Consider the following 26,325-nt stretch of genomic DNA (forward strand, 5'->3'; position numbering starts at 1 on the left):
AGGTTATCCTTGCATCTGCGGTTTACGCGCGGTGACGTGAATGTAACGACCCAGGCTGACATAAGGCTCCTGGCGACAGTAACGCGTTTCTAATTCAAGCAATATCTCATAACCGTCACGCTGCTGATGTTTCTCACGCAGATAATCATGAAACACGCGTACGCCGGTCTTTCCGGTGATCTGCCAGCCTATCTGTTCCAGCCACTGGTAAACCTGTCCCGGATCACGCGGATAGTCTGGTGAAAGGGTACGCTTCTTACGTTTGGGCATCCCTATCTGCACGTAGTCAAAGTTCCCCGCCACCATGTTATGCATCAACAGGCCGTTGGCATTGTAGAACATTAACGACAGTACGCCACCGGGGCGCAATACCGACCAAAGAGTCTCTAACACGCTGACCGGATCGGCGACCCACTCCAGCACAGCGTGAAACAATATCAGATCAACAGAGCTTTCCAAATGCGAAGCGACGTCCTGAGCAGCGCATTGTATAAAATGCATGTTGTGGCTCACACCTTTGGCTTCTGCCGCCCGTTGCGCACGGTCGATCATCTCACCAGACAGATCGCACAACGTCACATAATGGCCGCGCTCCGCCATTTTAATGGCTGTCTGCCCTTCACCGCCGCCAGCGTCCAGCACACGCAGTGGTTGTGAGCCGAAGTCTGCCAGAACGCGGTCGAGATCCTGCCACAGGATCGCCTGTCTTAGCTGCCCTTTTGTGGTGCCGTAAATATTACGGGAAAACTTCTCAGCAATGTCATCAAAATTGCGATCCCGCATCGGGTTCTCCACAGGCTGGCTTAGGTGCTTCTCTGATAAAACCGCTATTTTGTCACACCCGCGCGGAGAATGAACCTCTCTGGTGTAATATCACGATTATTCTTCTGCTATATGGTCAAAAAAGGAACCAAAAAGGATGCTTTTTACGCTGAAGAAAGTGATTGGCGGCATGCTGTTGCCTCTCCCTTTTCTGCTCCTGATGATGGGTATCGGTCTGGCACTACTGTGGTTTAGTCGTTTTCAGAAAACCGGCAAGGTATTTATCAGCCTCAGTTGGCTGACACTTTTCCTGCTCAGCCTGCAACCCGTTGCTGATCATCTGCTGCGCCCGATAGAAAATCGCTACCCGACCTGGCAGGATACGCAGAAAGTTGAATACATCGTCGTGTTAGGCGGCGGCTATACCTGGAACCCACAGTGGGCACCCAGTTCCAACCTGATCAATAACAGTCTGCCGCGTCTTAATGAGGGAATACGCCTCTGGCGGGCCAATCCGGGGGCAAAATTGATTTTTACCGGCGCGAATGCCAGAACCAATCCGGTGAGTACGGCAGAGGTCGGCGCACGGGTGGCGCAATCGTTAGGTGTACCGGAAGAAGATATCATCACGCTCGACAAGCCCAGGGATACGGAGGAAGAAGCCGCTGCCGTGAAGCAGGCTATCGGCGACGCGCCGTTCCTGCTGGTCACTTCAGCTTCTCATCTGCCGCGGGCGATAATTTTCTTTCAACAAGCCGGGTTAAACCCATTGCCGGCTCCGGCGAATCAACTGGCCATCGATTCGCCGCTGAATCCATGGGAACGCGCGATCCCTTCTCCCGTATGGTTGATGCATAGCGATCGCGCGAGCTATGAGACGCTGGGGAGAATCTGGCAGTGGCTGAAAGGCGCTTCAGGCGAGCCAGGGCAGCAGTGATTTCGCAGCGAGATCAAAATGAGATCGGTTAAAGCGCCCGGTGTTGACCAGTTGCGCTACTTCATCCCATAACACATATAGCCAACGCCGCCAGATGAACGACTCCGCCACTGGCGCGCGTTGCAGGTAATGCCAGAGTAGTCCTTCCGCCAGCGTGTTATCTACTAGCCGGAACAGTTCGTACTCCCGTGGTGCCCAGAGCATAATGCCGGGCCCCACCATCGCCAGAAGCTGATCGCTGCGGGCGTCTTTCAGCATGCTGCGCAAACTCAAATTGCCATGCACCAGCACACAGTTGTCGTTAAAACCTTCAAACAGCGCTGGCAGGCATTCGCGGGTGCGAAACAGAATGCGTTTATCCTGCATGGTTAGCCCGGTGTTGTTAAACTGGTTGAGCGTACTCCAGAGCACCTCAACCCGCTGGCGGTACCAGGAAGGCCAGATATTCTCCTGCGTGTTATCCACCGCGCCGACACACCCCCGGCTATCCTGGCGATGCCACGCCAGTAATCCTTCGACAATTTGATCTTTAAGCTGTTCCCAGCGCTCCGGCGTCCGGGCTGGCGCTTCAACCGGGACGCCGCGCAGACGTTCCAGCAGCAGGACATCCGGACCGGGATGTTCATCGTGAGTCATCACCCCATAAATGACCGGCATGCGTACCGTGCCGCTACGCGCTAACATGGTGGTTTTCCAGGCCAGTTGCTGTGCGACTCCCGGCGTGGTGAAACTTTGGGCCATCAACGGCATCGGGTTGCCCTGGCTGTCATACAGTGACCACAGAGCCGTATCAGCTTTCTCATTCACGCATTCGATGCGGCTTAGTTTTTCGCCCAGTAAGTGACTGAGTTCGGCACGAAGCTGTTCCATTCAGATTGCCCCCATAAAAGCTACTGCTTTTATAATGAGCGCCACACCGACAGATGTCACCCGGATGAGATCAATTGTTGAAAAGAAAAAACGAGGAAAATCGCAACGGTACGACACTCCTCTCAACGAAAAGTGGAGTGTCGTAAAGGGAATTAACGCATTTCTGCGCGAACGCGCTCGAGATCTTCAGCCGTATCAACCCCCGTACCTGGCACCTCTTTTGCCACAGCCACATGGATTTTTTCGCCGTACCACAGCACGCGAAGTTGCTCCAGCATCTCGATATTTTCCAGCGGACTTGGCTGCCAGCTCACGTAGCGGCGAATAAATCCGGCGCGGTAGCCGTAAATGCCAAGATGGCGCAGGAAGGTGTCACCCACAGCCTCACGACTTTTTGCAAAACGGTCGCGATCCCAGGGGATCGTTGCGCGCGAGAAATAGAGCGCATAGCCTTCAGCATCCAGTACCACCTTCACCGCATTAGGATTGAACGCCTCTTCTGCGCTATGAATGGGTGCCGCAAGCGTGGCCATTCCAACCTCACGCTGCGCCAGATTTTCCGCCACCTGGCGAATGATGACGGCCGGGATCATCGGCTCATCGCCCTGCACGTTAACAATTACGGTGTCATCGCTGAAGCCGCACTTCTCGACCACCTCAGCCAGACGTTCCGTCCCGGACTGATGATCGACGCGGGTCATGCATACTTCCCCACCCGCGGCTTCAACGGCCCGCGCGACCTCTTCATGATCGGTCGCGACGATAATGCGTTCAGCGCCGGATTCACGGGCGCGCTCCAGCACATGGACAATCATCGGCTTACCATTGATATCCTGCAATGGCTTACCCGGCAGACGCGTGGAAGCGTAGCGGGCAGGAATAATGACGACGAAACTCATGATTTACGCTCATCCGCCGCTAACACACGGGCCTCAGTTTCCAGCAAAACGGGAATACCCTCTCGCAGCGGAAAAGCGAGGTTATCCAGTTTGCAGATCAATTCTTGTTTTTCCTGGTTGTACCAGAGTTTGCCGTTACAGACCGGGCAGGCAACGATTTCAAGCAGACGATGATCCATAGTTCCTCCAGATGGACCGGGTAATGAATGGGGAAATCTTATCATACTCGCTCATGCGACTGCGTCTATTTCCCACCCCTGCCGACATTGCGTAAATATCCCTTGCGGACACTGACCCAGCGTCACTCGAGCCGCTTTCTGCCAGCGGGCAAAATCGGTTATCGCCTGTTGTAAGCCGTTTTGCAGCGTTATACCCGGCTTTACCCCCTCCTGCAGATAGAGAGAAATCACTTCCAGCACGCCCGTTTTACGGTGCATTTTAGCGTCCATCCGCCCGACCAGTTGACCCCGATGCAATAAAGGAAGAACAAAATAACCATACTGGCGCTTTGGCGCTGGCGTGTAACACTCCAGCCGATAGCTGAAGTCGAACAGTTGCTCCGCACGCTTGCGATCCCAGACCACCGGATCAAACGGCGACAGTACCGCGCTATGCGTCGCTGTCAGCTTTCCTGCCTGTGCCTGTTCAAGCTGTGGCAGCAGATCCGCATGCAGCCATAGCGTCCCCAAATTTTCGACCTCAACGGGGATAATCTGCTGTTGCTCAACCCGCCTGTCACGCCAGTTTTGTAAGTCAGGCCGCTTCAGACGGTAGTAATCTGCCAGCCATTGCTCGCGAAAAATCCCCAGACTGCGCGCGCTGTTATCCAGCATGACAAATTCTGCTTGCGCCCTGGGCAGCAGATCGCGTTCATCATCCCAGTGCGGCATCACGCGATGCGTGAGATCGTACACACGCTGGAAGTTACGCCGTTCAATCACCATCACCTTCCCTGCCGTGAACAGCCCTTCCAGGTGTAACTTGTGCGGTTTCCAGTCCCACCAACCACTGCTGCCTTTACGCGGATGCTCAAAGTCCGCAGAGCGTACCGGTCCATTTTGATGGATATGCTGCAACAGTTGCTCAATTTCGTCAGCATGCTCTTTCATCCACGCCGCCTGGTACTTCCAGCCCATTTTTTCAGGTGCCAGCATCCGGTGGCGTATCAGCGAAAAGTCACTACGTGGCAGGAAACAGGCCTCATGAGCCCAGTATTCCATCAGCTCGCCCCGTATTAATGCCTCATCCAGCCACTGCGTTGTGTAATCACCCAGTCGGCTGAACAACACCAGGTAAGGGCTTCGCGCAACAATATTGATGGTGTCAATTTGCAGCAGCGACATGCGGGTAATCGTCGGCAGGATGTCGCTTGCCAGCGCGCGACGTCGTGGTTTTTTCAACAATCCCTGGGCGGCGAGATGGAGGTTACGGGCATCCGTAAGTGAGAGGTGCGGCAACGACATTCATGATTCCCTCATTTGTACGCTGCCGTCATGGTGGTGTGCTAACGTGTCAGCGCGATCAATTTTTCGAGTAATGCCTCAGGCTCAGCCCCCGACAGAAGTGCGTCGACAGGGAGATACCACCAGTTATCTTCAGCAAACGCGCGGCATTTAACGGCATCCTTCTCCGTCATGACCAGCGTTTGTAATGTGTTCAGTAAGCCGTTGACATCACGTGAAGTCAATGCCTGATGGTCCGCCAGCGAAACACATTTTTGCGGCTGTACGCCACAAGCCTCTAACGTGGAAAAAAAGCGCGGCGGATGACCTATACCGGCCATCGCCACCACGTTTTGCAGTTGCGCGACATCACGACGCTCACCGGTACGCAGGTTCACAGCCAGTCCTGGCGCCAGGCGCATCGGGATCTCTCCCGGTTGCGGGATACCGCCATTGACGATGACTGCATCCACCGTTTTCAGGCGACCAGCCCGCTCACGCATAGGGCCTGCTGGTAGCCACCAACCGTTACCGAAGCGACGAACGCCATCCACCACCACTATCTCGACATCGCGGGCCAGGCGATAGTGCTGAAGGCCATCATCGGTAACAATGATCTGCACATCGTGATGCGCAAGAATCGTTTTGACCGCGTCAGCCCGGTTGGGAGACACGGCAACCGGCGCACCGGTGCGCTGATAAATCAGTACCGGTTCATCACCCGCTTCAGCAGTGGTCGTTTCGGCATTCAGTAGCAAGGGATAGGACGACGCTTTGCCACCATAACCACGGGAAACGACTCCAACGCGAAGACCGCGCTGCTGGAGCTGTTCCACAAGCCAAATCACCACCGGCGTTTTACCGTTGCCACCCGCGGTCAGGTTACCGACCACCACCACGGGTACCGGTGCGCGCCAGGCGCGCTTAATTCCGAGCGTATAGCACAGGCGGATCCCCCCGCTCACCAGACCGTACAGCCAGGAGAGAGGGAGTAACAATCGCCACAAGGGCGACTCACCGGACCAGATTCGCGCGATCATTGACCAAATTGCATTTTGTGCAGTTGCGCGTAGACGCCGCGATGTTCCAGCAGCTCACTGTGCGTGCCGCGTTCCACAATCAGCCCATCTTCCACGACCACAATTTCGTCGGCCTGCTCGATGGTTGAGAGACGGTGTGCAATCACCAGCGAGGTACGGTTTTTCTGCAGTTCGTCCAGCGCCGCCTGGATAGCGCGCTCTGATTCGGTATCCAGAGCTGACGTCGCTTCGTCAAGGATCAGAATCGGGCTGTCTCGTAGCAAGGCACGCGCAATAGCGATACGCTGACGCTGACCACCGGACAACAGCACGCCGTTTTCACCAATCACCGTATCCAGTCCATTATCCATCTTACTGATAAAGTCCATCGCATACGCCATGCGGGCCGCTTCTTCAATCTGTTCACGGGTGTACTGCTCATTACGCGCGTAGGCGATGTTGTTCGCCACCGTGTCATTGAACAGATGCACGTTTTGTGAAACCAACGCGACCTGATTACGCAATGAGGCCAGGGTGTACTCACGCAAATCGTGACCATCCATCAGGATTTCGCCTTCATTGATGTCGTAGAAACGCGTAATCAGACTGGCAATGGTTGACTTACCGGAACCTGAACGTCCCACCAGCGCAACGGTTTTGCCTGCCGGAATTTTCAGGTTGATGTTACGCAGCGCCGGCACTTCGCGGCCCGGATAGGTAAAGGTGACATTGCGAAATTCCAGATCGCCAGTTGCACGATCAATCACACGTTTACCTTCATCTTTTTCCTGCTCGCTATCCAGGATCGCAAATAAGGTCTGACACGCTGCCATACCGCGCTGGAACTGAGCGTTGACGTTGGTCAGTGATTTCAGCGGGCGCATCAGAGCAATCATTGAGGAGAAGACCACGGTGATCGTACCTGCCGTCAGGCTGTCCATAACGCTTGGAAAGCTGGCGGCGTACAGAACAAACGCCAGCGCCAGAGAGGCAATCAACTGGATGATAGGGTCGGAAATGGAAGAGGCAGAAACCATCTTCATCCCCTGCAAGCGCATCTTGTTACTGACTTTGTCGAAGCGCTTCGTTTCCACTCCCTGACCACCGAAAATCAGCACTTCTTTGTGGCCTTTCAGCATCTGCTCCGCGCTGGTTGTCACCTGCCCCATCGTATTCTGCATATTCTTACTGATAGCACGAAAACGTTTGGAGACTACGCGGATAGCAATTGAAACGATGGGCGCCAGCACAACCAGGATGATCGACAGCTGCCAGCTGTAATAAAACATCATGATAAACAGGCCGATAATTGATGCGCCTTCACGCACAACAGTAATCAACGCGCCGGAAGACGAAGAGGCAACCTGTTCAGAATCGTAAGTAATACGAGACAGCAGCGTCCCGGTGGATTGTTTGTCAAAGAAGGAAACCGGCATTCCCATCATATGACCAAACAGGCGACGACGCATAGTCATCACCACTTTGCCTGATACCCAGGAAATACAGTAGCTGGAGATATAGCTGGTGATACCACGTAATATCATCAGCCCAATAACCACCAGCGGCATCCAAAGCAACACTGAGCGATCTGTTTTACCAAAACCATCGTCCAGTAATGGTTTGAGGAGCGATAACATGAAGGTATCGCTGGCCGCGTTGAGGATTAACGCAACACCCGCCACGATCAGACCCGATTTGAAAGGCGCAATGGTTGGCCACAGTCGGCGAAACGTCTGCCACGTAGAGAGATCTTTATCGTTATGCATTCATGAAACCAGCATCTGTTGAAATAGCCGCATATTCTACCTGTTATCGTCTGACACGCCAAACCACTGATGATACCAACGAGGTAAAATTTGCTCCCGCAGGCTGACTATATTCCAGCCCTGTGTTGAAAAATTCAGCGAAATTTGCCCCGCGTGCGGGGTGTCACTCCACTGGTATCCCTGCTGTAGATAGCGCTGCTTTACCTTCCAGGACGGCAGTCTCCAGGCGTTATAGCGGGAAGCGGAGGCCAGCGCCACCTTGCCATTCACGCGTTGAAGTAGCGCCAGTGAAGAAGAGGTGTTGCTGCCATGATGTGGCACCTGGATCACCGTTGCGAAAAGGTGCTGCCAGTAATGACTTAACATTTTTAGTTCCGCCGGAGACTCTATATCGCCCGTCAACAGAATACTATGCTTACCATCTTCAACCTTTACGACACAGGAGTGGTTATTTCCCTGCGTCGGGTCCCCCTTCAACGGCCAGTGCACGCTAAAACGCAGTCCCTGCCATTGCCAGGTCTCGCCGCGATAACACGGCAGATGCCCCTGCCAGCCTAACGGACTGCGCACCCAAAGCAGTGGCCAGGTTGACTGTAAAGAGTGTAGTCCACCACGGTGGTCAAGATGTTCATGGCTGAGAATAATGCCTTCTGGCTGTAGATGGTGCCAGCGCAGCCACGGAATGATAATTTGCTGTGCGCTGTCGCCTCCCGGCCAGGCCAGCCCGGTATCATAGAGTAGCGCTTTACCATTGCGGGCGATGACTATCGCCAACCCTTGTCCTACATCCAGCATATGTACCTGCCAGGCGTCAGTACGCACCGGACTCCAGAACGGCCAGCTCAGTAACGCCAACATCGCCAGACACAGGCCGGGGAAAGCGCGCCAGACGATAAATCGCCAACCGGGTAGCATCAACCAGGGGATAAGGACCAGCCACTGCCAGCGAGTATCAACGTTAATCCACCCCACAGGCAGATGCTCAAGCGCCCAGAATAATGCGGCCAATGAGCGATCGGCCAGATACCAGAGTCCGCTCTCAAGCAGCAGCGGGCCGGTGAGGTGAGCGACCATTCCGGCAAGGATCAGTGGGACGCTGACAAACGTCACCAGCGGGACAGCGAGCAGATTCGCCACAAACGAGGTCAGGCTGACACCATGAAACAGCGCAATTTGTAGCGGCAGGAGCAACAAGGTAATTCCCAGTTGCAGGTGTGCCAGTTCAACCAGCAAGCGCCCGGCGCGTGATGTGGGCCAGGCGGGACAAGGAAACCATTGATACCAGAATAACAAAGCCGCAACGGCAAAGGCCGAAAGCCACAGGCTTTGTGAGATCACGGCAACAGGATCAACAACCAGAATGGCTGCCAGACAGCAGCACCAGACTGACCATCCGCTCCATTGTCGCCCACTTAATTTCAATGCCCCCCATACCAGTAGCGCCACCACTGTTCGCAGCGCCGGGGGTTGGAGTCCGGTCAACCATACATAAAACGCGGCGCAAATAAGTCCGCCAATCAGCGGGTGTTGCCAGCGGATCATGGCGGGCGGTAACAGAAACTGCACGCCACGAATCAGAGTGGCTATCAGTAAAGCGGCGAAAGCAATATGCAGGCCGGAAATCGCCATCAGATGCGCCGTTCCGGTATCACGCATGATCGCTTTGACTTCCTGTGGCACCAGCAGACGCTCCCCCATCCCCAGACCTAGTATCACCTGCTGCCAGGGATAGTTTTTCAGAGAGGCCGTTAACGAGGCGAGATAGCGCGCTCGCCAACTGCATTTGCTATCGACAACCTTCGCCTGTAAAAAGCGGCCAGTGAGCGGCTGATGCTGTGCCAGGGCATAACGCTGACTGTCAAATCCGCCGTCATTCAACTCGCCGTGCGTGGCACGGACCTTCAGCGTCATTGCCCAACGCTGCCCCGCACAGGGAGAGATCGGCAAGTACTGGTCATAAAGCACAATACCTGCGGCAGGGAAGAGTCGCTGTCCATTAAGATGGGTGATCTGTCCGGCATGCGTGGCCATGTTATCTGTGGCCGTAAGCTCGACGATCGCCTCCTGCGTGGCGGCTGGCAGTGTATTTACCATCCATAGCGACTGCTTCGCCGACATGATGCCCCAGAGAAAAAACAGCAGGAGAAACCCGACACACTGCGCCACTTTACAGCGGAGCAGACCAGACAGACAGGCCAGCACCAACAGGATGCCAACAGCCCATGACCCCGGCAGCGTGGGCAGTAAGAATAAGGGGAAAATGCCCCCTAACGCACACAGACTGACCGTCGTTAATTTCATACACACCTCCGTGTTGGCGAAAGTGTGTGGGTTTCAACAGCCGTTGTCAGGGGGAGAATGAGAGGTTTACGGCCATGATCCCGCAGTTTTCATCACTGCGAGGCAATGTGCGGTGTGAAATGCGAGCGGCATTCCGGCCAGAAAAGCAGACAAGAAAAAAGCACCGTCAAGGTGCTTTTCTTACGTTACGTTTTGCGGAAACTTAACCGTAAATATTGGCGCGATCGCGCAGTTCTTTACCCGGTTTAAAGTGCGGAACATATTTTCCTTCCAGATCCACTTTATCGCCAGTCTTCGGGTTACGCCCGGTACGTGGTGCACGGTAGTGCAAAGAAAAGCTGCCGAAACCGCGGATTTCAATACGCTCACCCTGTGCAAGAGTCGAGGCCATATGCTCCAGCATCTCTTTTACTGCATCTTCAACCGCTTTAGCGGGAATATGAGATTGCTGAGTGGCAAGTCTTTCAATCAATTCTGACTTGGTCATGATTCCTCCGGTTCCAATAGGCTGCTGCTGTTGCATTGATTAAGGGCGGCCGTAGCCGCCCTTTGTCATTGATTACAGAACGAATTCTATAATCTGTCAAGTATTCTCATCTGACTTCGGGATGAAACATCCCGAAGTATCAAAGAATTACTCGCCTTTAGCTGCTTTGAAAGCTTCAGCCATTGCGTTGTTGGAGAAGTTTGCATCTTCCTGTTTGTTAACAGTCGCGATGGCATCTTTCTCATCAGCTTCGTCTTTAGCACGAACAGACAGGCTGATTGCACGGTTCTTACGGTCAACGCCGGTGAATTTAGCTTCAACGTCATCACCCACGCTCAGAACCAGGGTCGCATCTTCAACGCGGTCACGGGAAGCTTCAGAAGCGCGCAGGTAACCTTCAACGCCGTCAGCCAGTTCTACGGTTGCGCCTTTCGCGTCAACTGCAGTCACTTTACCGTTTACGATTGCGCCTTTCTTGTTCAGTGCAACCCAGTTGTTGAACGGATCTTCTGCCAGCTGTTTAACGCCCAGAGAGATACGCTCGCGCTCTGCGTCAACCTGCAGAACAACTGCTGCGATTTCGTCGCCTTTTTTGTATTCACGAACTGCTTCTTCGCCTGCAACGTTCCAGGAGATGTCAGACAGGTGAACCAGGCCGTCGATGCCGCCGTCCAGGCCGATGAAGATACCGAAGTCAGTGATAGACTTGATTTTACCTTCAACACGGTCGCCCTTGTTGTGGGTTTCCGCGAACTGCTGCCATGGGTTAGATTTGCACTGCTTCAGGCCCAGGGAGATACGACGACGTTCTTCGTCGATATCCAGAACCATCACTTCCACGACATCGCCAACGTTAACAACTTTGGACGGGTGGATGTTTTTGTTGGTCCAGTCCATTTCGGAAACGTGAACCAGGCCTTCAACGCCTTCTTCGATTTCAACGAAGCAGCCGTAGTCGGTCAGGTTGGTTACGCGACCGGTCAGTTTAGTACCTTCCGGATAACGCTTAGCGATAGCTACCCACGGATCTTCGCCCAGCTGTTTCAGGCCCAGAGATACACGGGTACGTTCGCGGTCGAACTTCAGCACTTTAACAGTGATTTCGTCGCCAACGTTTACGATTTCGCTCGGATGCTTAACGCGTTTCCATGCCATATCGGTGATGTGCAGCAGGCCGTCAACGCCACCCAGATCAACGAATGCACCGTAGTCAGTGAGGTTCTTAACGATACCTTTAACTTCCATGCCTTCCTGCAGGTTTTCCAGCAGCTGATCGCGCTCTGCGCTGTTTTCGGATTCGATCACGGCACGACGAGAAACAACAACGTTGTTGCGCTTCTGATCCAGCTTGATAACTTTGAACTCAAGCTCTTTGCCTTCCAGGTGCAGCGTATCGCGCACCGGGCGAACGTCTACCAGTGAACCTGGCAGGAACGCGCGAATACCGTTCAGCTCAACAGTGAAGCCACCTTTAACTTTGCCGTTGATAACACCGACCACAGTCTCAGCTTCTTCGTAAGCTTTTTCCAGCGTGATCCAGGCTTCGTGACGCTTAGCTTTCTCACGGGACAGCAGAGTTTCACCGAAGCCGTCTTCTACTGCATCCAGTGCAACGTCAACTTCGTCACCCACCTGGATTTCCAGCTCGCCCTGGGCGTTTTTGAACTGCTCTGCCGGAATGGCAGACTCAGATTTCAGACCGGCGTCAACCAGTACGACATCTTTGTCGATAGCAACAACAACACCACGAACAATGGAACCCGGACGGGTTTCGATTTCTTTTAAGGATTCTTCAAACAGTTGAGCAAAAGATTCAGTCATGTTTAATCTTCAGGTTTCATATTTAACGTCCACCTGGCTCCGTGCCGGATGGGGTTGTTTAACATACCCGCTGTCATTCCATTGCAACGGGGGTACTGCAAATTCGGTCGCACTTAAGCGAGTGCCAGTTTTTGGCGCGCGTATTGTAGCGCTTTTTCAATCACTTGCTCAATGCTTAATCGTGTGGAATCTAAAACTAAAGCATCAGCAGCGGGTACAAGCGGCGCTACAGCACGGTTCCGGTCGCGATCGTCGCGTTCTTTGATCTCGGCCAAAAGGCGTTCAAAGTTAACACTAAAGCCCTTTTCCTGCAACTGTAGCATACGACGATGCGCACGTTCCTCCGAGGAGGCGTCCAGGAAAATTTTAACTGGGGCATCCGGGAAAACGACTGTTCCCATGTCACGTCCGTCGGCGATCAATCCTGGCGCTTCCCGGAAAGCGCGTTGACGGCGCAGTAGCGCTTCGCGCACGCGAGGGAACGCCGCAACCTGAGAGGCAGCATTGGCGACTTCCTGCGTGCGAATTTCGCCACTGACATCTTCCCCTTCGAGGATCACTTCCAGGTTACCGTCAGTTGAGACAAAGCGGACATCGAGATGCGTTGCCAGCGGAACCAGCGCGTCCTCCGATGCGACATCAACATGATGATGTAATGCCGCCAGCGCCAACACGCGATAGATTGCGCCAGAGTCCAACAGATGCCATTGCAATGCTTCCGCCATCGCTTTGCACAAGGTGCCTTTTCCTGCACCACTTGGGCCATCAATGGTAATTACCGGGGCAATTGCCGTCATCTTTATCTCCTTAAACAGGCGTTCTGTTAACGTAAACGCCGCGCATTATACGCGCCAACGCTCACAATCGTTAACATTGTGTGCAAAAACCAGTTTTGTCTGTATTCAGATGAAGAATAATTGCGCAATTATAGCGGGCTGGGGAGAAACCAGCCCGAAAGATGACAGTGTTTTACGTTTATCAGGCAGGCGTGCTAATGCGCGCCAGCTGTTCGAAATAGTCAGGGAAGGTTTTGGCGGTACATTTCGGGTCAAGGATCGTGACCGGCGTGTCAGATAACGCCACCAGCGAGAAACACATCGCCATACGGTGATCGTTATAGGTGCCAATTTCGGCAAATTTCAGCTGTGCCGGCGGCGTGATGCGAATGTAATCATGCCCCTCTTCCACTTCCGCGCCAACTTTACGCAGTTCGGTCGCCATCGCAAACAGACGGTCAGTCTCTTTGACGCGCCAGTTATAAATGTTGCGAAGCGTCGTCGTGCCTTTAGCAAACAGCGCCGCCGTGGCAATGGTCATCGCCGCATCCGGGATATGGTTCATGTCCATATCAATAGCATTAAGTTCGCCGCGAGTGCAGGCAATAAAGTCGTCAGCCCAGGTTACGGTCGCGCCCATTTTTTCCAGCACGTCGGCGAAACGGATATCACCTTGCATGCTGTTGCGGCCAATCCCGGTCACTTTCACCGTACCGCCTTTAATCGCGCCAGCGGCCAGAAAATAGGAGGCCGATGACGCATCACCTTCAACCAGATAGCGGCCCGGAGAGTGATATTGCTGGCCGCCTTTGACCACAAAGCGTTGATAGCGCTGATTTTCTATTTCTACGCCAAAGGTTTTCATCAGGTTCAGCGTGATATCGATATACGGTTTCGACACCAGATCGCCTTTAATACTGATCACCGTATCCTGCGGCGCCAGAGGTGCGGTCATCAGCAGCGCGGTGAGAAACTGGCTGGAGACGCTGCCGTCAACCTCAACCTGCCCGCCGGTAAATCCGCCACGCAGTCGAAGCGGCGGATAATTTTCCTGCTCCAGATACTCAATGTTCGCCCCACCCTGACGCAGCGCATCCACCAGATGACCAATCGGGCGCTCTTTCATTCGCGGTTCACCGGTCAGCACAATGTCGTTTTCACCCAGGCACAGCGCAGCAGCCAGCGGTCGCATCGCCGTTCCGGCATTACCCAGAAACAGTTCTAATGCGCCTTCGGCATGCAGAAAGCCCGCGTTACCAGTGATGTCGCAGCGGGTACGATCCGCTGAAAGCGTATAATCAACCCCCAACGCACTCAGGGCATTGAGCATATGGCGAACGTCATCGCTGTCTAACAGGTTGGTCAGCTCTGTGGTGCCATGAGCTAACGCCGCCAGTAACAGCGCGCGGTTTGATACGCTCTTCGAGCCTGGCAGATTAATCGTGCCATCGACCCGTGCGATGGGTTGTAACGTCAGGGATTCCATGAAACTCAACTCTCAAAAGACAGAAATAAAAACCCCACAGACAACGCTGTGGGGATGAAAAGAGACACCAGATTAGCCGCGACGGCGCTCGAAATCAGTCATGAAATCGGCAAGCGCTTTTACCCCTTCCAGCGGCATCGCGTTATAGATAGAGGCACGCATTCCGCCGACAACGCGGTGGCCTTTCAGCGCGTGCAGACCCGCGGCAAATGACTCTTCGAGGAAGATCTTATCCAGCGCGCTGTCAGCTAACTGGAACGGCACGTTCATCCGTGAACGGTTCGCTTTCGCGACATCGTTACGATAGAAGTCACTGTTATCAATCACACCGTACAGCAGTTCTGCTTTTTGCTGATTGATTTTATCCATCGCCGCCACGCCACCATTAGCTTTCAGCCATTTGAACACCAGGCCGGAAAGATACCAGGCGAAGGTCGGCGGCGTATTGAACATAGAGTCATTGTCGTTCAGGACGGAATAATCGAGGATCGACGGGCACGCCACCTTCGCTTTACCCAGTAAATCTTCGCGTACGATGACGATAGTCAGACCCGCCGGACCAATGTTCTTCTGCGCGCCCGCATAAATGATGCCGTAGCGGGAGACATCCAGCGGACTGGAGAGAATGGTTGAGGAGAAATCGGCGGTCACCACCACATTCGAACCAAAATTGGGCGTTTCGTTAATCGCGATGCCATCGATAGTTTCGTTCGGGCAGTAATGCAGGTACGCCGCATCATCAGAAAGCTGCCACTCGCTCATCGGTTTCACGCCGCGCAGGCCATCAACCGAGACTTTGGCATCAATCACGTTCGGCGTGCAATATTTTCTCGCTTCTTTAACGGCGCTGGCGGCCCAGTAGCCTGCATCAACGTAGTCTGCCGTGTTTTTATCACCCAGAATGTTCAGCGGAATGGCGGAAAACTGGCCGCGACCACCGCCGTGACAAAACAGCACTTTGTAGTTGGAGGGGATATTCAACAGATCGCGCAAATCCTGCTCCGCTTCTTGCGCGACCTGGATGAATTCTTTGCCGCGGTGGCTCACTTCCATGACGGACGTACCAAGACCGTTCCAGTCACAAAGATCCTTTTGAGCCATTTTGAGCACGTCTGCCGGTAACATTGCCGGACCTGAACTAAAATTGAAGACCTGAGCCATTTCCCCTCACCACGTTGTGTTGTTATTAACCCAACCTCTTTTCATACATGAACAGACATTGGGTATAAGTTATTCCTGTGGATATCGGTTTTATCATTCAGTGACACGCGCCGCAATGGCTAAAACTGAGCAGAGCAAAAATGAGTATTCGCTCACACAACAGAATCTTCGGGATTGACGGTGAAAGACCGATATTTTTGCTGTCAGACGACCCGTTTTGCCCGGCTGGCCTTCGACCATTCTGGATTTTTACACCGCGGGCAAACCTGATGATCGCCAGCTTTCATTGTGATCACTTCGCTGCATCGCACGCAGGAATAATCTCCTGCTTCAGGAACGACTTTATATCGCTGCGTACAATACTTCGGCAAAATGCTCAAGCCGGGTTTAACTTCACTGTCTTCAAAGAAATAAACGCTGATCTGACCATTCGTTTCAAGGATCGCCAGGCGCACCTGTCCCAGTTGCTCAACGCCATTCAGTCGCAACTCCATGAAAAACTCAAACTCGGTCATATTTGACTGATTCAGTTTTGCCCACGCCAGCTCGCCATCTTCAATAATCACGACGGGCTTACCTTCCAGTAAATCTTCCAGTTTTTCACTGCGCGCCATCAGCCACATCACCAGACGGTACAACAGCGCGAGGGTAATGAAGACCACCAGTACCGGCAACATCGGGACATCATCATAAAAGGCCACGTCCCCCGCCGCCGACCCCAGCGTTAAAATAATCAGCACTTCGAAGAGCGACATCTGTCGCACGCCGCGTCGTCCTGTGAGCTTGAGAAACAGATAGACCAGTACGAAGGTATACAGACTGCGTAAAGCTACTTCACCGAGGAATTCCATTGGCACTTTATCGAGTGCCATCCGTTGTAAATCAAACGCTTTCATTTTTATGCTCTTATGGTGGATCACTGCATAAAAGCATAGCCAAAACTTTTATTTGCGCCGCTTCAGTGGTGGCGATAGCGTCAGTCTCGTAAAACCCGTATGATTGCGCGCTTTCCGTACGACAAAAGTGATTTTCATGACGCAAACATTTATTCCCGGCAAAGACGCCGCACTGGAAGACTCCATCGCTCGCTTCCAGCAAAAACTGCTCGACCTCGGTTTCCATATTGAAGAGGCCTCGTGGCTGAACCCGGTGCCAAACGTCTGGTCCGTACACATTCGCGATAAAGAGTGCGCGCTGTGCTTTACCAACGGCAAAGGCGCGACGAAGAAGGCTGCGCTGGCCTCTGCGCTGGGCGAATATTTTGAGCGTCTGTCGACCAACTATTTCTTTGCCGATTTCTGGCTGGGCAAAACCATCGCCAATGGTCCGTTCGTCCATTATCCGAACGAGAAATGGTTCCCGCTGACCGAAAATGACGACGTGCCGGAAGGCTTGCTGGATGCGCGCCTGCGTGCGTTCTACGATCCAGAAAACGAACTGACCGGCAGCATGCTGATCGACCTGCAGTCCGGCAACGAAGAACGCGGCATCTGCGGTCTGCCGTTTACCCGCCAGTCGGATAACAAGACCGTCTATATTCCCATGAACATTATCGGCAACCTGTACGTCTCAAACGGGATGTCTGCTGGTAATACGCGTAATGAAGCGCGTGTGCAGGGACTTTCTGAAGTCTTTGAGCGTTACGTGAAGAATCGCATTATTGCCGAAAGTATCAGTCTGCCGGAAATTCCGGCCGACGTACTGGCACGTTACCCGGCGGTGGTGGAATCTATTGCAACGCTGGAAGCAGAAGGTTTCCCAATCTTTGCCTACGACGGTTCTCTGGGCGGTCAGTATCCGGTGATCTGCGTCGTGCTGTTCAACCCGGCGAATGGCACCTGCTTTGCCTCCTTCGGCGCACACCCTGATTTTGGCGTCGCACTGGAGCGTACGGTGACCGAACTGTTACAGGGCCGTGGACTGAAAGATCTCGACGTCTTCACACCACCGACCTTCGACGATGAAGAAGTGGCCGAGCATACCAACCTGGAAACGCACTTCATCGACTCCAGCGGTCTGATCTCCTGGGATCTGTTTAAGCAGGATGCCGACTACCCGTTCGTTGACTGGCGTTTCTCCGGTACCACAGAAGAAGAGTTTGCGACGCTGATGGCTATCTTCAACGCGGAAGATAAAGAAGTATACATCGCCGATTACGAGCACCTTGGCGTGTACGCCTGCCGGATTATCGTTCCGGGGATGTCTGATATTTATCCTGCTGAAGACCTGTGGTTAGCCAACAACGCCATGGGCGCCCATCTGCGCGAAACCCTGCTCTCACTGCCGAACAGTAACTGGGATAAAGAAGACTATCTCAACCTGATTGAGCAACTCGATGAAGAAGGGTTTGATGATTTTACCCGTGTTCGTGAACTGTTAGGCCTGGCCACCGGTCCGGATAATGGCTGGTACACCCTGCGTATTGGTGAGCTGAAAGCGATGCTGGCGCTGGCAGGTGGCGATCTGGAACAGGCGCTGATCTGGACTGAATGGACGATGGAATTTAATTCATCGATCTTTAGCGCTGAGCGGGCGAATTATTACCGCTGCCTGCAAACGCTGTTACTGCTGTCGCAGGAAGAAGAACGTGAACCGCTGCAGTATCTGAACGCGTTTGTTCGCATGTATGGCGCAGATGCCGTCGAAGCCGCCAGCGCAGCGTTAAGCGGTGAAGCCGCCTTTTATGGCCTACAGCCGGTCGACAGCGATCTGCACGCATTCGCATCACACCAGTCGTTGTTAAAGGCCTATGAAAAGTTGCAGCGCGCAAAATCTTCATTTTGGTCAAAATAAACCCAATTAAACCTACGCTGAGTAGGTTTAAATAATCGTCTGAGCTATATTACGGGGCGCGCTAAGCGCCCCTTTTTACTTATTTTTGAATATCCCAAAATAAATGTAATAACAAGGTTAAATATTGGTAGTTGATATTACATAATTTAATGGATAGTTGTTACTTTACCTGCCAATTACTCCATATTAATTAACCGGCTAACAGCCCCGAAGAGGAAAACTTTCAACTCATTTGCTAAATTTTAAAATTTATTTTTATCAAATTAATCAATAAATTACCCCGAGATTGCATAAAAACCATGCGTATTGCGGGCCTATAAGCCAGGCGAGATATGATCTATATCAATTTCTCATCTATAATGCTTTGTTAGTATCTCGTCGCCGACTTAATAAAGAGAGAGTTAGTGTGAAAGCTGACAACCCTTTTGATCTTTTACTCCCTGCTGCAATGGCCAAAGTGGCCGAAGAGGCAGGTGTCTATAAAGCAACGAAACATCCGCTTAAGACTTTCTTCCTGGCAATTACTGCCGGTGTGTTCATTTCCATCGCCTTTGTTTTCTATATCACAGCCACGACCGGTACAGGTACGATGCCCTTTGGTATGGCGAAACTGATTGGCGGTATCTGCTTCTCTCTGGGGTTGATTCTCTGCGTCATCTGCGGTGCTGACCTCTTTACGTCAACCGTGTTGATTGTCGTCGCCAAAGCCAGTGGCCGTATCACCTGGGGTCAGTTGGCAAAAAACTGGCTCAACGTTTATTTTGGCAACCTGATTGGTTGCTTGCTCTTTGTGCTGTTAATGTGGCTTTCTGGCGAATATATGGTCGCCAACGGCCAGTGGGGACTCAACGTCCTGCAAACCGCCGACCACAAAATGCACCATACTTTTGTTGAAGCCGTCAGCCTCGGTATTCTCGCAAACCTGATGGTCTGCCTGGCCGTCTGGATGAGCTACTCAGGCCGCAGTCTGATGGATAAAGCGTTTATCATGGTATTACCGGTTGCGATGTTTGTTGCCAGCGGTTTTGAGCACAGTATCGCAAACATGTTTATGATCCCGATGGGTATTGTAATCCGTGATCTCGCCACACCGGAGTTCTGGAGCGCAGTTGGCTCGACGCCGGAGAATTTTTCTCACCTGACCGCGATGAACTTCATCACTGATAACCTGATTCCGGTTACGATCGGTAACATTATCGGCGGGGGTTTGTTGGTTGGGTTGACATACTGGGTCATTTATCTGCGTGACAACGATCATCATTAATTGATGTCGCGATACACGCAGTGAATAAAAAATCCACTTAAGAAGGTAGGTGTTACATGTCCGAGCTTAATGAAAAGTTAGCCACAGCCTGGGAAGGTTTTACCAAAGGTGACTGGCAGAATGAAGTAAACGTCCGTGACTTCATTCAGAAAAACTACACTCCGTACGAGGGTGACGAGTCCTTCCTGGCTGGCGCAACTGATGCGACCACTGCACTGTGGGACAGCGTAATGGAAGGCGTTAAACAGGAAAACCGCACTCACGCGCCTGTTGACTTTGACACCTCTGTTGCTTCCACCATCACTTCTCACGACGCTGGCTACATCAATAAAGCGCTCGAGAAGATTGTGGGTCTGCAAACTGAAGCTCCGCTGAAACGCGCGATCATCCCGTTCGGTGGTATCAAAATGGTTGAAGGTTCCTGCAAAGCGTATAACCGCGAGCTGGATCCAATGCTGAAAAAAATCTTCACCGAATACCGCAAAACCCACAACCAGGGCGTATTCGATGTTTACACCAAAGACATTCTGAACTGCCGTAAATCTGGCGTTCTGACTGGTCTGCCGGATGCGTATGGCCGTGGCCGTATCATCGGTGACTACCGTCGCGTTGCGCTGTACGGTATCGACTTCCTGATGAAAGACAAGTACGCGCAGTTCGTTTCCCTGCAGTCCGATCTGGAAAACGGCGTAAACCTGGAAGCGACTATCCGTCTGCGTGAAGAAATTGCTGAACAGCACCGTGCGCTGGGTCAGATCAAAGAGATGGCGGCGAAATATGGCTGCGATATCTCTGGTCCGGCTACTAACGCTCAGGAAGCTATCCAGTGGACCTACTTCGGCTACCTGGCTGCAGTTAAATCTCAGAACGGTGCAGCAATGTCCTTCGGTCGCGTATCCACCTTCCTGGATGCATACATCGAACGTGACCTGAAAGCAGGCAAAATCACTGAACAAGACGCTCAGGAAATGATTGACCACCTGGTCATGAAATTGCGTATGGTTCGTTTCCTGCGTACGCCTGAATATGATGAACTGTTCTCCGGCGACCCGATTTGGGCAACGGAATCCATCGGTGGTATGGGCGTTGATGGCCGTACTCTGGTTACCAAAAACAGCTTCCGCTTCCTGAACACCCTGTACACCATGGGTCCGTCTCCGGAGCCGAACATCACCGTTCTGTGGTCTGAAAAACTGCCTCTGAACTTCAAGAAATTCGCCGCTAAAGTGTCCATCGACACCTCTTCTCTGCAGTATGAGAACGATGACCTGATGCGTCCGGACTTCAACAACGACGACTACGCTATCGCTTGCTGCGTAAGCCCGATGATCGTTGGTAAACAAATGCAGTTCTTCGGTGCGCGTGCAAACCTGGCGAAAACCATGCTGTACGCAATCAACGGCGGCGTTGATGAAAAACTGAAAATGCAGGTTGGTCCTAAGTCTGAGCCGATCAAAGGCGACGTTCTGGACTTCGATGAAGTGATGGAGCGTATGGATCACTTCATGGACTGGCTGGCTAAGCAGTATGTCACCGCACTGAACGTTATCCACTACATGCACGACAAGTACAGCTACGAAGCCTCTCTGATGGCGCTGCACGACCGTGATGTTATCCGCACCATGGCATGTGGTATCGCAGGTCTGTCCGTTGCGGCTGACTCCCTGTCTGCTATCAAATATGCGAAAGTTAAACCGATTCGTGACGAAGACGGTCTGGCAATCGACTTCGAAATCGAAGGCGAATACCCGCAGTTTGGTAACAACGACGCGCGCGTTGATGACATGGCGGTTGACCTGGTTGAACGTTTCATGAAGAAAATTCAGAAACTGAAAACCTACCGTGATGCAATCCCGACTCAGTCGGTTCTGACCATCACCTCTAACGTTGTGTATGGTAAGAAAACCGGTAACACCCCAGATGGTCGTCGTGCTGGCGCGCCGTTCGGACCAGGTGCTAACCCGATGCACGGCCGTGACCAGAAAGGTGCTGTTGCCTCTCTGACTTCTGTTGCTAAACTGCCGTTTGCTTACGCAAAAGATGGTATCTCTTATACCTTCTCTATCGTTCCGAACGCACTGGGTAAAGATGACGAAGTTCGTAAGACTAACCTGGCCGGTCTGATGGATGGTTACTTCCACCATGAAGCGTCCATCGAAGGTGGTCAGCACCTGAACGTGAACGTCATGAACCGTGAAATGCTGCTGGACGCGATGGAACATCCGGAAAAATATCCGCAGCTGACCATCCGTGTATCTGGTTATGCAGTACGTTTTAACTCCCTGACGAAAGAACAGCAGCAGGACGTTATTACCCGTACCTTCACTCAGACCATGTAATGTGTTTTGACTGAAATCACGCGGTAAAAGGCGTACAATAAAGGCTCCACGTAAGTGGGGCCTTTTTAACAGGTCGTTTCCCGACTGCAGCCTGTTTTGTCAGCTATCTATACTCAATGGATAACCGCCAAAACAGACTCGACACAGCCAATGAGCTGTGCACCAACACGGCCCCGGATGGGCCACATCTGGAGAAACACCGCAATGTCAGTTATTGGTCGCATTCACTCCTTTGAATCCTGTGGTACCGTTGACGGCCCGGGCATCCGCTTTATTACTTTCTTCCAGGGCTGCCTGATGCGCTGCCTGTATTGCCATAACCGCGATACGTGGGACACCCATGGCGGTAAAGAAGTCACTGTTGAAGAACTGATGAAAGAGGTCGTGACCTATCGCCACTTTATGAACGCATCCGGCGGCGGCGTAACGGCGTCAGGCGGTGAAGCCATCCTGCAAGCGGAATTTGTTCGTGACTGGTTCCGTGCCTGTAAGCAAGAAGGTATCCATACCTGTCTGGATACCAATGGTTTTGTTCGCCGCTACGACCCGGTGATTGATGAACTGCTGGAAGTCACCGATCTGGTGATGCTCGACCTCAAGCAAATGAACGATGAGATCCACCAGAATCTGGTCGGCGTTTCTAACCATCGTACGCTGGAGTTCGCCCGCTATCTGGCAAACAAAGATATCAACGTGTGGATCCGTTACGTCGTGGTACCTGGCTGGTCCGACGATGACGACTCAGCGCACCGACTCGGTGAATTTACCCGCGATATGGGCAACGTTGAGAAAATCGAGCTTCTGCCCTATCACGAGCTGGGTAAACATAAATGGGTGGCGATGGGCGAAGAGTACAAACTTGATGGCGTACATCCACCGAAGAAAGAAACGATGGAACGCGTCAAAGGCATTCTTGAGCAGTACGGTCATAAAGTGATGTACTAACTCGTTGAGTCTTTTAGAAAGGCTGCCCGGCGGGCGGCCTTTTTATTTTCTGTCAGGGAAGGCAGAGAATTAACCAAAACAGGATGCAATAACACCCATTGCATCCTGTTGGCGCTGAATTAAACGTGAGCAACCGGGTTCGGAGTGTGTCCGGCATTGCGCAACAGCATCAGCAAATAAATAAACGACACGCTGGCAATCATAATAAACAGCAGATTATCGGAATAATTCTGCATCAACATGGCGGTGAAGGAAGGCCCTAAGAGGCTGCCAACGGTGTAGCTCAGCAGCAGCGCCTGGTTCATCGCCACCAGTTGGTGATGTTCCACTTTTTCACAGGCCCAGGCCATAGCGACCGGATAGAGCGTAAAACCGGCAGCCCCCAGGATAAAGAGCGCAGGCGCCATCGCGGCCTGGCTTAACATCGCCATACTGCCGAGAATCACCACGAATACCTGCACACGCAGAACCAGCAGTCGACCAAACTTATCCGCCAGCCGCCCGATTGGCCACTGGCCGAGGATCCCCGCGCTAACCAACACCGCCATCCAGAAACCGATACTGGCGTTACTCATACCCTGATGATTGAGATACAGCGGCATCAGGCCGTACAGCGAACCCAGCACAATCCCGGAAATAATGCAGCCGTTAACACCCAGCCGCGCCTGACGCAGTTTCAGCATTGAGGTAATTGGCGTGTCGTTGTGTTCATCAGACTGCTGATTCAGGATACGGGTAAAGAGCAGCGGTAAAATCCCTGCCAGAATCAGTCCTGTCGCCCACGGCAGCACGTTCATCAGCTCCGTCGAGACTTTGCTGACCAGCAGCTGTCCGAGGAAGGTCCCGACATAGTAAACCATCATGTAGGCCGCCAGCAGACGGCCTCGGTTGCGTGATGTCCCGCTGCACATCAGCGCACTCTCGACGACAACCCAGATCATCGCGCAGCCAACGCCAGCGACAAAGCGCCATGCCAGCCAGCTCCAGAAGCCGACCATCACCCCGAGGCCCACACAACCAGCCGCAAAGATCAGCGAGGCAAGGTAGTAACTACGGTTAAACCCGAGGCGCTTGATTAAAGCCCCTGTCAACAGCGTCCCGACCAGGTTACCGGTGAAATAGGACGAACTGATCATACCCACCTGCCACGTCGGCAGGTTTTCCTGGGCGAGCCAAAGCGGGACGAGCGTGTTAAGCACCGCAATCGCCAGGGTCAGCAGAAGTAGACCAGCCAGCAAAAGCAAGACAGGTCGGGTATAGGTGGACATGAGTATAAACCGTGAGGAAGTTCAAATTTCACGCGCATCATGCCACCAACAAAAACATTGTCAATCGGCGGAAACCGTGGCGTGGCGGCCCTTTTCCGTCTTCGATTGAATTTATTGATTAAGATTATGTATTATTGCTGCCGAACTCATTACAGGTGCCTGTTTTTATTGATTTAACGCAAAAGAGTTCCGTTTCGTTTAGTTGAAAAATCTCATAGTCCCGGCAGTATTTTTTTTCCGTTCTATGCTTTGAATAAACCATACGCACCTGAATGATTTCGGGCGCAGAGTTGACTCAAGCAAGGGGAAGAGAATGACCAGGTCTTATGTTCGTCTTGATAAAAACGATGCGGCGGTTCTTCTGGTGGATCACCAGGCCGGGCTACTCTCACTGGTCAGGGATATTGACCCTGATAAATTTAAGAATAACGTGCTGGCGCTGGGCGACTTAGCCAAATACTTCAAGCTGCCTACCATTCTCACCACCAGCTTCGAAACCGGTCCAAATGGCCCGCTGGTTCCCGAATTAAAAGCCCAGTTCCCGGATGCCCCATACATTGCGCGACCAGGAAATATCAACGCCTGGGACAACGAAGACTTCGTGAAGGCCGTCAAAGCCACGGGGAAAAAACAGTTGATCATTGCGGGCGTAGTGACCGAAGTTTGCGTGGCATTTCCGGCGCTGTCAGCCATTGAAGAAGGTTTTGATGTCTTCGTCGTCACCGACGCGTCGGGTACGTTTAATGAAATTACCCGTCATTCAGCGTGGGATCGAATGTCGCAGGCCGGTGCTCAGCTCATGACATGGTTTGGTGTGGCCTGTGAACTGCACCGTGACTGGCGTAATGATATCGAGGGGCTGGCGACGCTGTTCTCCAACCACATTCCGGATTACCGCAATCTGATGACCAGCTACGATACGTTGACTAAACAGAAATAGTAAAACCGGGGCGAAAGCCCCGGTGAGAGTGATGACAAACTTCATCCCGATACCGGAAAAGCAAAGATCACCTCATTAAAAACCAGGAAAATCAATTCATTGATTTTCGGCTGATAACCACAAGGAAGGAAAAACCACGTTTTTTCTTTCCTTGTCAGTAATCTGACCGGGGCGAAAGCCCCGGTTCTTCACTTAGCCGGCGACCGCCATGCCGACGGTCATATGCAGACCGTAAAATACACCGCGACCAATCAGTTCGCCGACCAGCAGCAGAACAAAGGCCACGGAGAGTAACGGCACCGCAGGCTGATACCCTTTCAACTGCGGAACAATCCAGCAGCACAAGGCCAGCGCCAGCATCCCAATTCGCCAGGCCATCAGCGAACCGTAATCCGGAACCAGTGCAGATGCCTGCTGGACTGAACTGTGAATGCTGGCCAGCTCCGCCCCCTGCATCACCGACATGACAGCACTGACCACCAGCGCCAACAGTGAAACCGCAGGCAGCAGACGCATCGCCCAGCCGTCGACACCCGCCACGCGCAACAGCAGATAGCCCAGCAGCGGACCGCCCATCAGCAGAGTCAGGAAGAAGCCCAGCGGCGTCCAGACGCTGTACCAGGTCGGTACGGTATCGATGCTGTTATAGACACGCACCATCATCCAGACGAACAGAACGCCCAGAATCATGGTGACCAATAGCCATAGGTTACGCAGCGCGGAAGAGAGCTTTTTCGTCATCGCCAGCAACCAGCCGATCCCGCCAACCGCGAAGAAAATCGAACCGCTGGCAATTTCGTTACTCAGCGCCGACGACCCTACACGGTTAAGCGAGTTAAACGCCCGCATTGGCGAGCCGAGGTGCAGCATAGATGCGACAAAGCCAATCCCCATCAGCACCCACAGCGCGAACATGCAGGTAATCACGCGCTGCTGCGTCTCTGCCCGCAGGTCGCCTTTCATCAGCGCCAGCGCCAGAACAATAAAACCACCGACCACACATTGTCCGAAGACCGTGAAGATCATCAGCGGCCATTCATGCCATCCAC

General features: G+C 52.8%; 22 protein-coding genes. 6 read left to right on the forward strand and 16 right to left on the reverse strand.

Annotation, left to right across the window (positions count from 1 at the left end; translation table 11 throughout):
* Positions 1-3: 3 nt before the first annotated feature.
* Positions 4-783 (reverse strand): tRNA uridine 5-oxyacetic acid(34) methyltransferase CmoM, encoded by a 780-nt coding sequence (gene cmoM / locus QNN88_RS08230; protein ID WP_414239772.1) that lies wholly within the window; start codon positions 781-783, stop codon positions 4-6.
* A gap of 136 nt (positions 784-919) precedes the next feature.
* On the opposite strand from cmoM, the gene elyC reads away from it, so the two are divergent.
* On the forward strand, positions 920-1,699 hold the full coding sequence (elyC, locus tag QNN88_RS08235; protein ID WP_414239773.1) for an envelope biogenesis factor ElyC: 780 nt from the start codon (positions 920-922) through the stop codon (positions 1,697-1,699).
* On the opposite strand, the gene QNN88_RS08240 is transcribed toward elyC, so the two are convergent.
* The 13 genes from QNN88_RS08240 to QNN88_RS08300 all read right to left on the reverse strand — a co-directional run bounded on the left by QNN88_RS08240 (position 1,676) and on the right by QNN88_RS08300 (position 16,623).
* Positions 1,676-2,569 (reverse strand): YcbJ family phosphotransferase, encoded by an 894-nt coding sequence (locus QNN88_RS08240; protein ID WP_414239774.1) that lies wholly within the window; start codon positions 2,567-2,569, stop codon positions 1,676-1,678. The two genes, elyC and QNN88_RS08240, sit on opposite strands and share 24 nt — an antisense overlap.
* 152 nt (positions 2,570-2,721) lie before the next feature.
* Positions 2,722-3,468 (reverse strand): 3-deoxy-manno-octulosonate cytidylyltransferase, encoded by a 747-nt coding sequence (gene kdsB / locus QNN88_RS08245; RefSeq protein ID WP_414239775.1) that lies wholly within the window; start codon positions 3,466-3,468, stop codon positions 2,722-2,724.
* The gene (gene ycaR / locus QNN88_RS08250; RefSeq protein WP_414239776.1) at positions 3,465-3,647 is read right to left on the reverse strand and encodes a protein YcaR; all 183 of its coding nucleotides are present in this window, start codon (positions 3,645-3,647) and stop codon (positions 3,465-3,467) included. Before ycaR ends, kdsB begins: the two co-directional genes overlap by 4 nt.
* Before the next feature lie 51 nt (positions 3,648-3,698).
* Positions 3,699-4,931: a winged helix-turn-helix domain-containing protein gene (locus tag QNN88_RS08255; protein WP_414239777.1), complete on the reverse strand. Its 1,233-nt coding sequence runs from the start codon at positions 4,929-4,931 to the stop codon at positions 3,699-3,701.
* Between the two features lie 41 nt (positions 4,932-4,972).
* Positions 4,973-5,950 carry a tetraacyldisaccharide 4'-kinase gene (gene lpxK, locus QNN88_RS08260; RefSeq protein ID WP_414239778.1) on the reverse strand — a complete coding sequence of 326 codons (978 nt, stop codon included), beginning with the start codon at positions 5,948-5,950 and terminating at the stop codon, positions 4,973-4,975.
* The gene (gene msbA, locus QNN88_RS08265; protein ID WP_414239779.1) at positions 5,947-7,695 is read right to left on the reverse strand and encodes a lipid A ABC transporter ATP-binding protein/permease MsbA; all 1,749 of its coding nucleotides are present in this window, start codon (positions 7,693-7,695) and stop codon (positions 5,947-5,949) included. The genes lpxK and msbA overlap by 4 nt, the downstream gene beginning before the upstream one ends.
* A 36-nt stretch (positions 7,696-7,731) precedes the next feature.
* Positions 7,732-9,996, reverse strand: coding sequence for a ComEC family protein (locus tag QNN88_RS08270; RefSeq protein ID WP_414239780.1), 2,265 nt, complete (start codon positions 9,994-9,996; stop codon positions 7,732-7,734).
* 202 nt (positions 9,997-10,198) lie between these two features.
* Complete coding sequence (ihfB, locus tag QNN88_RS08275) at positions 10,199-10,483, reverse strand: integration host factor subunit beta (RefSeq protein WP_002463068.1); 285 nt, start codon at positions 10,481-10,483, stop codon at positions 10,199-10,201.
* A 147-nt stretch (positions 10,484-10,630) separates the two neighbouring features.
* Positions 10,631-12,304, reverse strand: coding sequence for a 30S ribosomal protein S1 (gene rpsA / locus QNN88_RS08280; protein ID WP_414239781.1), 1,674 nt, complete (start codon positions 12,302-12,304; stop codon positions 10,631-10,633).
* A gap of 113 nt (positions 12,305-12,417) precedes the next feature.
* Positions 12,418-13,101 (reverse strand): (d)CMP kinase, encoded by a 684-nt coding sequence (cmk, locus tag QNN88_RS08285; RefSeq protein ID WP_042320210.1) that lies wholly within the window; start codon positions 13,099-13,101, stop codon positions 12,418-12,420.
* Positions 13,102-13,282: 181 nt separating this feature from the next.
* Positions 13,283-14,566 (reverse strand): 3-phosphoshikimate 1-carboxyvinyltransferase, encoded by a 1,284-nt coding sequence (gene aroA / locus QNN88_RS08290; protein WP_414239782.1) that lies wholly within the window; start codon positions 14,564-14,566, stop codon positions 13,283-13,285.
* Between the two features lie 72 nt (positions 14,567-14,638).
* Complete coding sequence (gene serC, locus QNN88_RS08295) at positions 14,639-15,727, reverse strand: 3-phosphoserine/phosphohydroxythreonine transaminase (protein ID WP_414239783.1); 1,089 nt, start codon at positions 15,725-15,727, stop codon at positions 14,639-14,641.
* 203 nt (positions 15,728-15,930) lie between these two features.
* Complete coding sequence (locus QNN88_RS08300; RefSeq protein ID WP_414239784.1) at positions 15,931-16,623, reverse strand: DUF421 domain-containing protein; 693 nt, start codon at positions 16,621-16,623, stop codon at positions 15,931-15,933.
* Positions 16,624-16,759: 136 nt separating this feature from the next.
* Here QNN88_RS08300 and ycaO point away from each other — a divergent pair, with 136 nt between their 5' ends.
* The 4 genes from ycaO (at position 16,760) to pflA (ending at position 23,068) form a co-directional block, all read left to right on the forward strand.
* On the forward strand, positions 16,760-18,520 hold the full coding sequence (gene ycaO, locus QNN88_RS08305; RefSeq protein WP_414239785.1) for a 30S ribosomal protein S12 methylthiotransferase accessory factor YcaO: 1,761 nt from the start codon (positions 16,760-16,762) through the stop codon (positions 18,518-18,520).
* Between the two features lie 406 nt (positions 18,521-18,926).
* On the forward strand, positions 18,927-19,784 hold the full coding sequence (gene focA / locus QNN88_RS08310) for a formate transporter FocA (protein WP_414239786.1): 858 nt from the start codon (positions 18,927-18,929) through the stop codon (positions 19,782-19,784).
* A 56-nt stretch (positions 19,785-19,840) separates the two neighbouring features.
* Complete coding sequence (gene pflB, locus QNN88_RS08315; protein ID WP_414239787.1) at positions 19,841-22,123, forward strand: formate C-acetyltransferase; 2,283 nt, start codon at positions 19,841-19,843, stop codon at positions 22,121-22,123.
* Between the two features lie 204 nt (positions 22,124-22,327).
* Entirely contained in the window at positions 22,328-23,068 is a 741-nt protein-coding gene (gene pflA / locus QNN88_RS08320; protein ID WP_061077019.1) for a pyruvate formate lyase 1-activating protein, read from the forward strand.
* Between the two features lie 119 nt (positions 23,069-23,187).
* On the opposite strand, the gene QNN88_RS08325 is transcribed toward pflA, so the two are convergent.
* Positions 23,188-24,336 carry an MFS transporter gene (locus QNN88_RS08325; RefSeq protein ID WP_414239788.1) on the reverse strand — a complete coding sequence of 383 codons (1,149 nt, stop codon included), beginning with the start codon at positions 24,334-24,336 and terminating at the stop codon, positions 23,188-23,190.
* A gap of 313 nt (positions 24,337-24,649) precedes the next feature.
* Between QNN88_RS08325 and ycaC the strand changes: the two genes are divergently transcribed.
* Positions 24,650-25,276 (forward strand): isochorismate family cysteine hydrolase YcaC, encoded by a 627-nt coding sequence (gene ycaC, locus QNN88_RS08330; protein ID WP_414239789.1) that lies wholly within the window; start codon positions 24,650-24,652, stop codon positions 25,274-25,276.
* 192 nt (positions 25,277-25,468) lie between these two features.
* On the opposite strand, the gene QNN88_RS08335 is transcribed toward ycaC, so the two are convergent.
* Positions 25,469-26,325 (reverse strand): dimethyl sulfoxide reductase anchor subunit family protein (locus tag QNN88_RS08335; protein ID WP_414239790.1); only part of this gene is annotated, 857 nt, incomplete at its 5' end.

Origin of the sequence: Citrobacter sp. ANG330, assembly GCF_047467925.1 — a bacterium.
GTDB lineage: Bacteria > Pseudomonadota > Gammaproteobacteria > Enterobacterales > Enterobacteriaceae > Citrobacter_A > Citrobacter_A amalonaticus_G.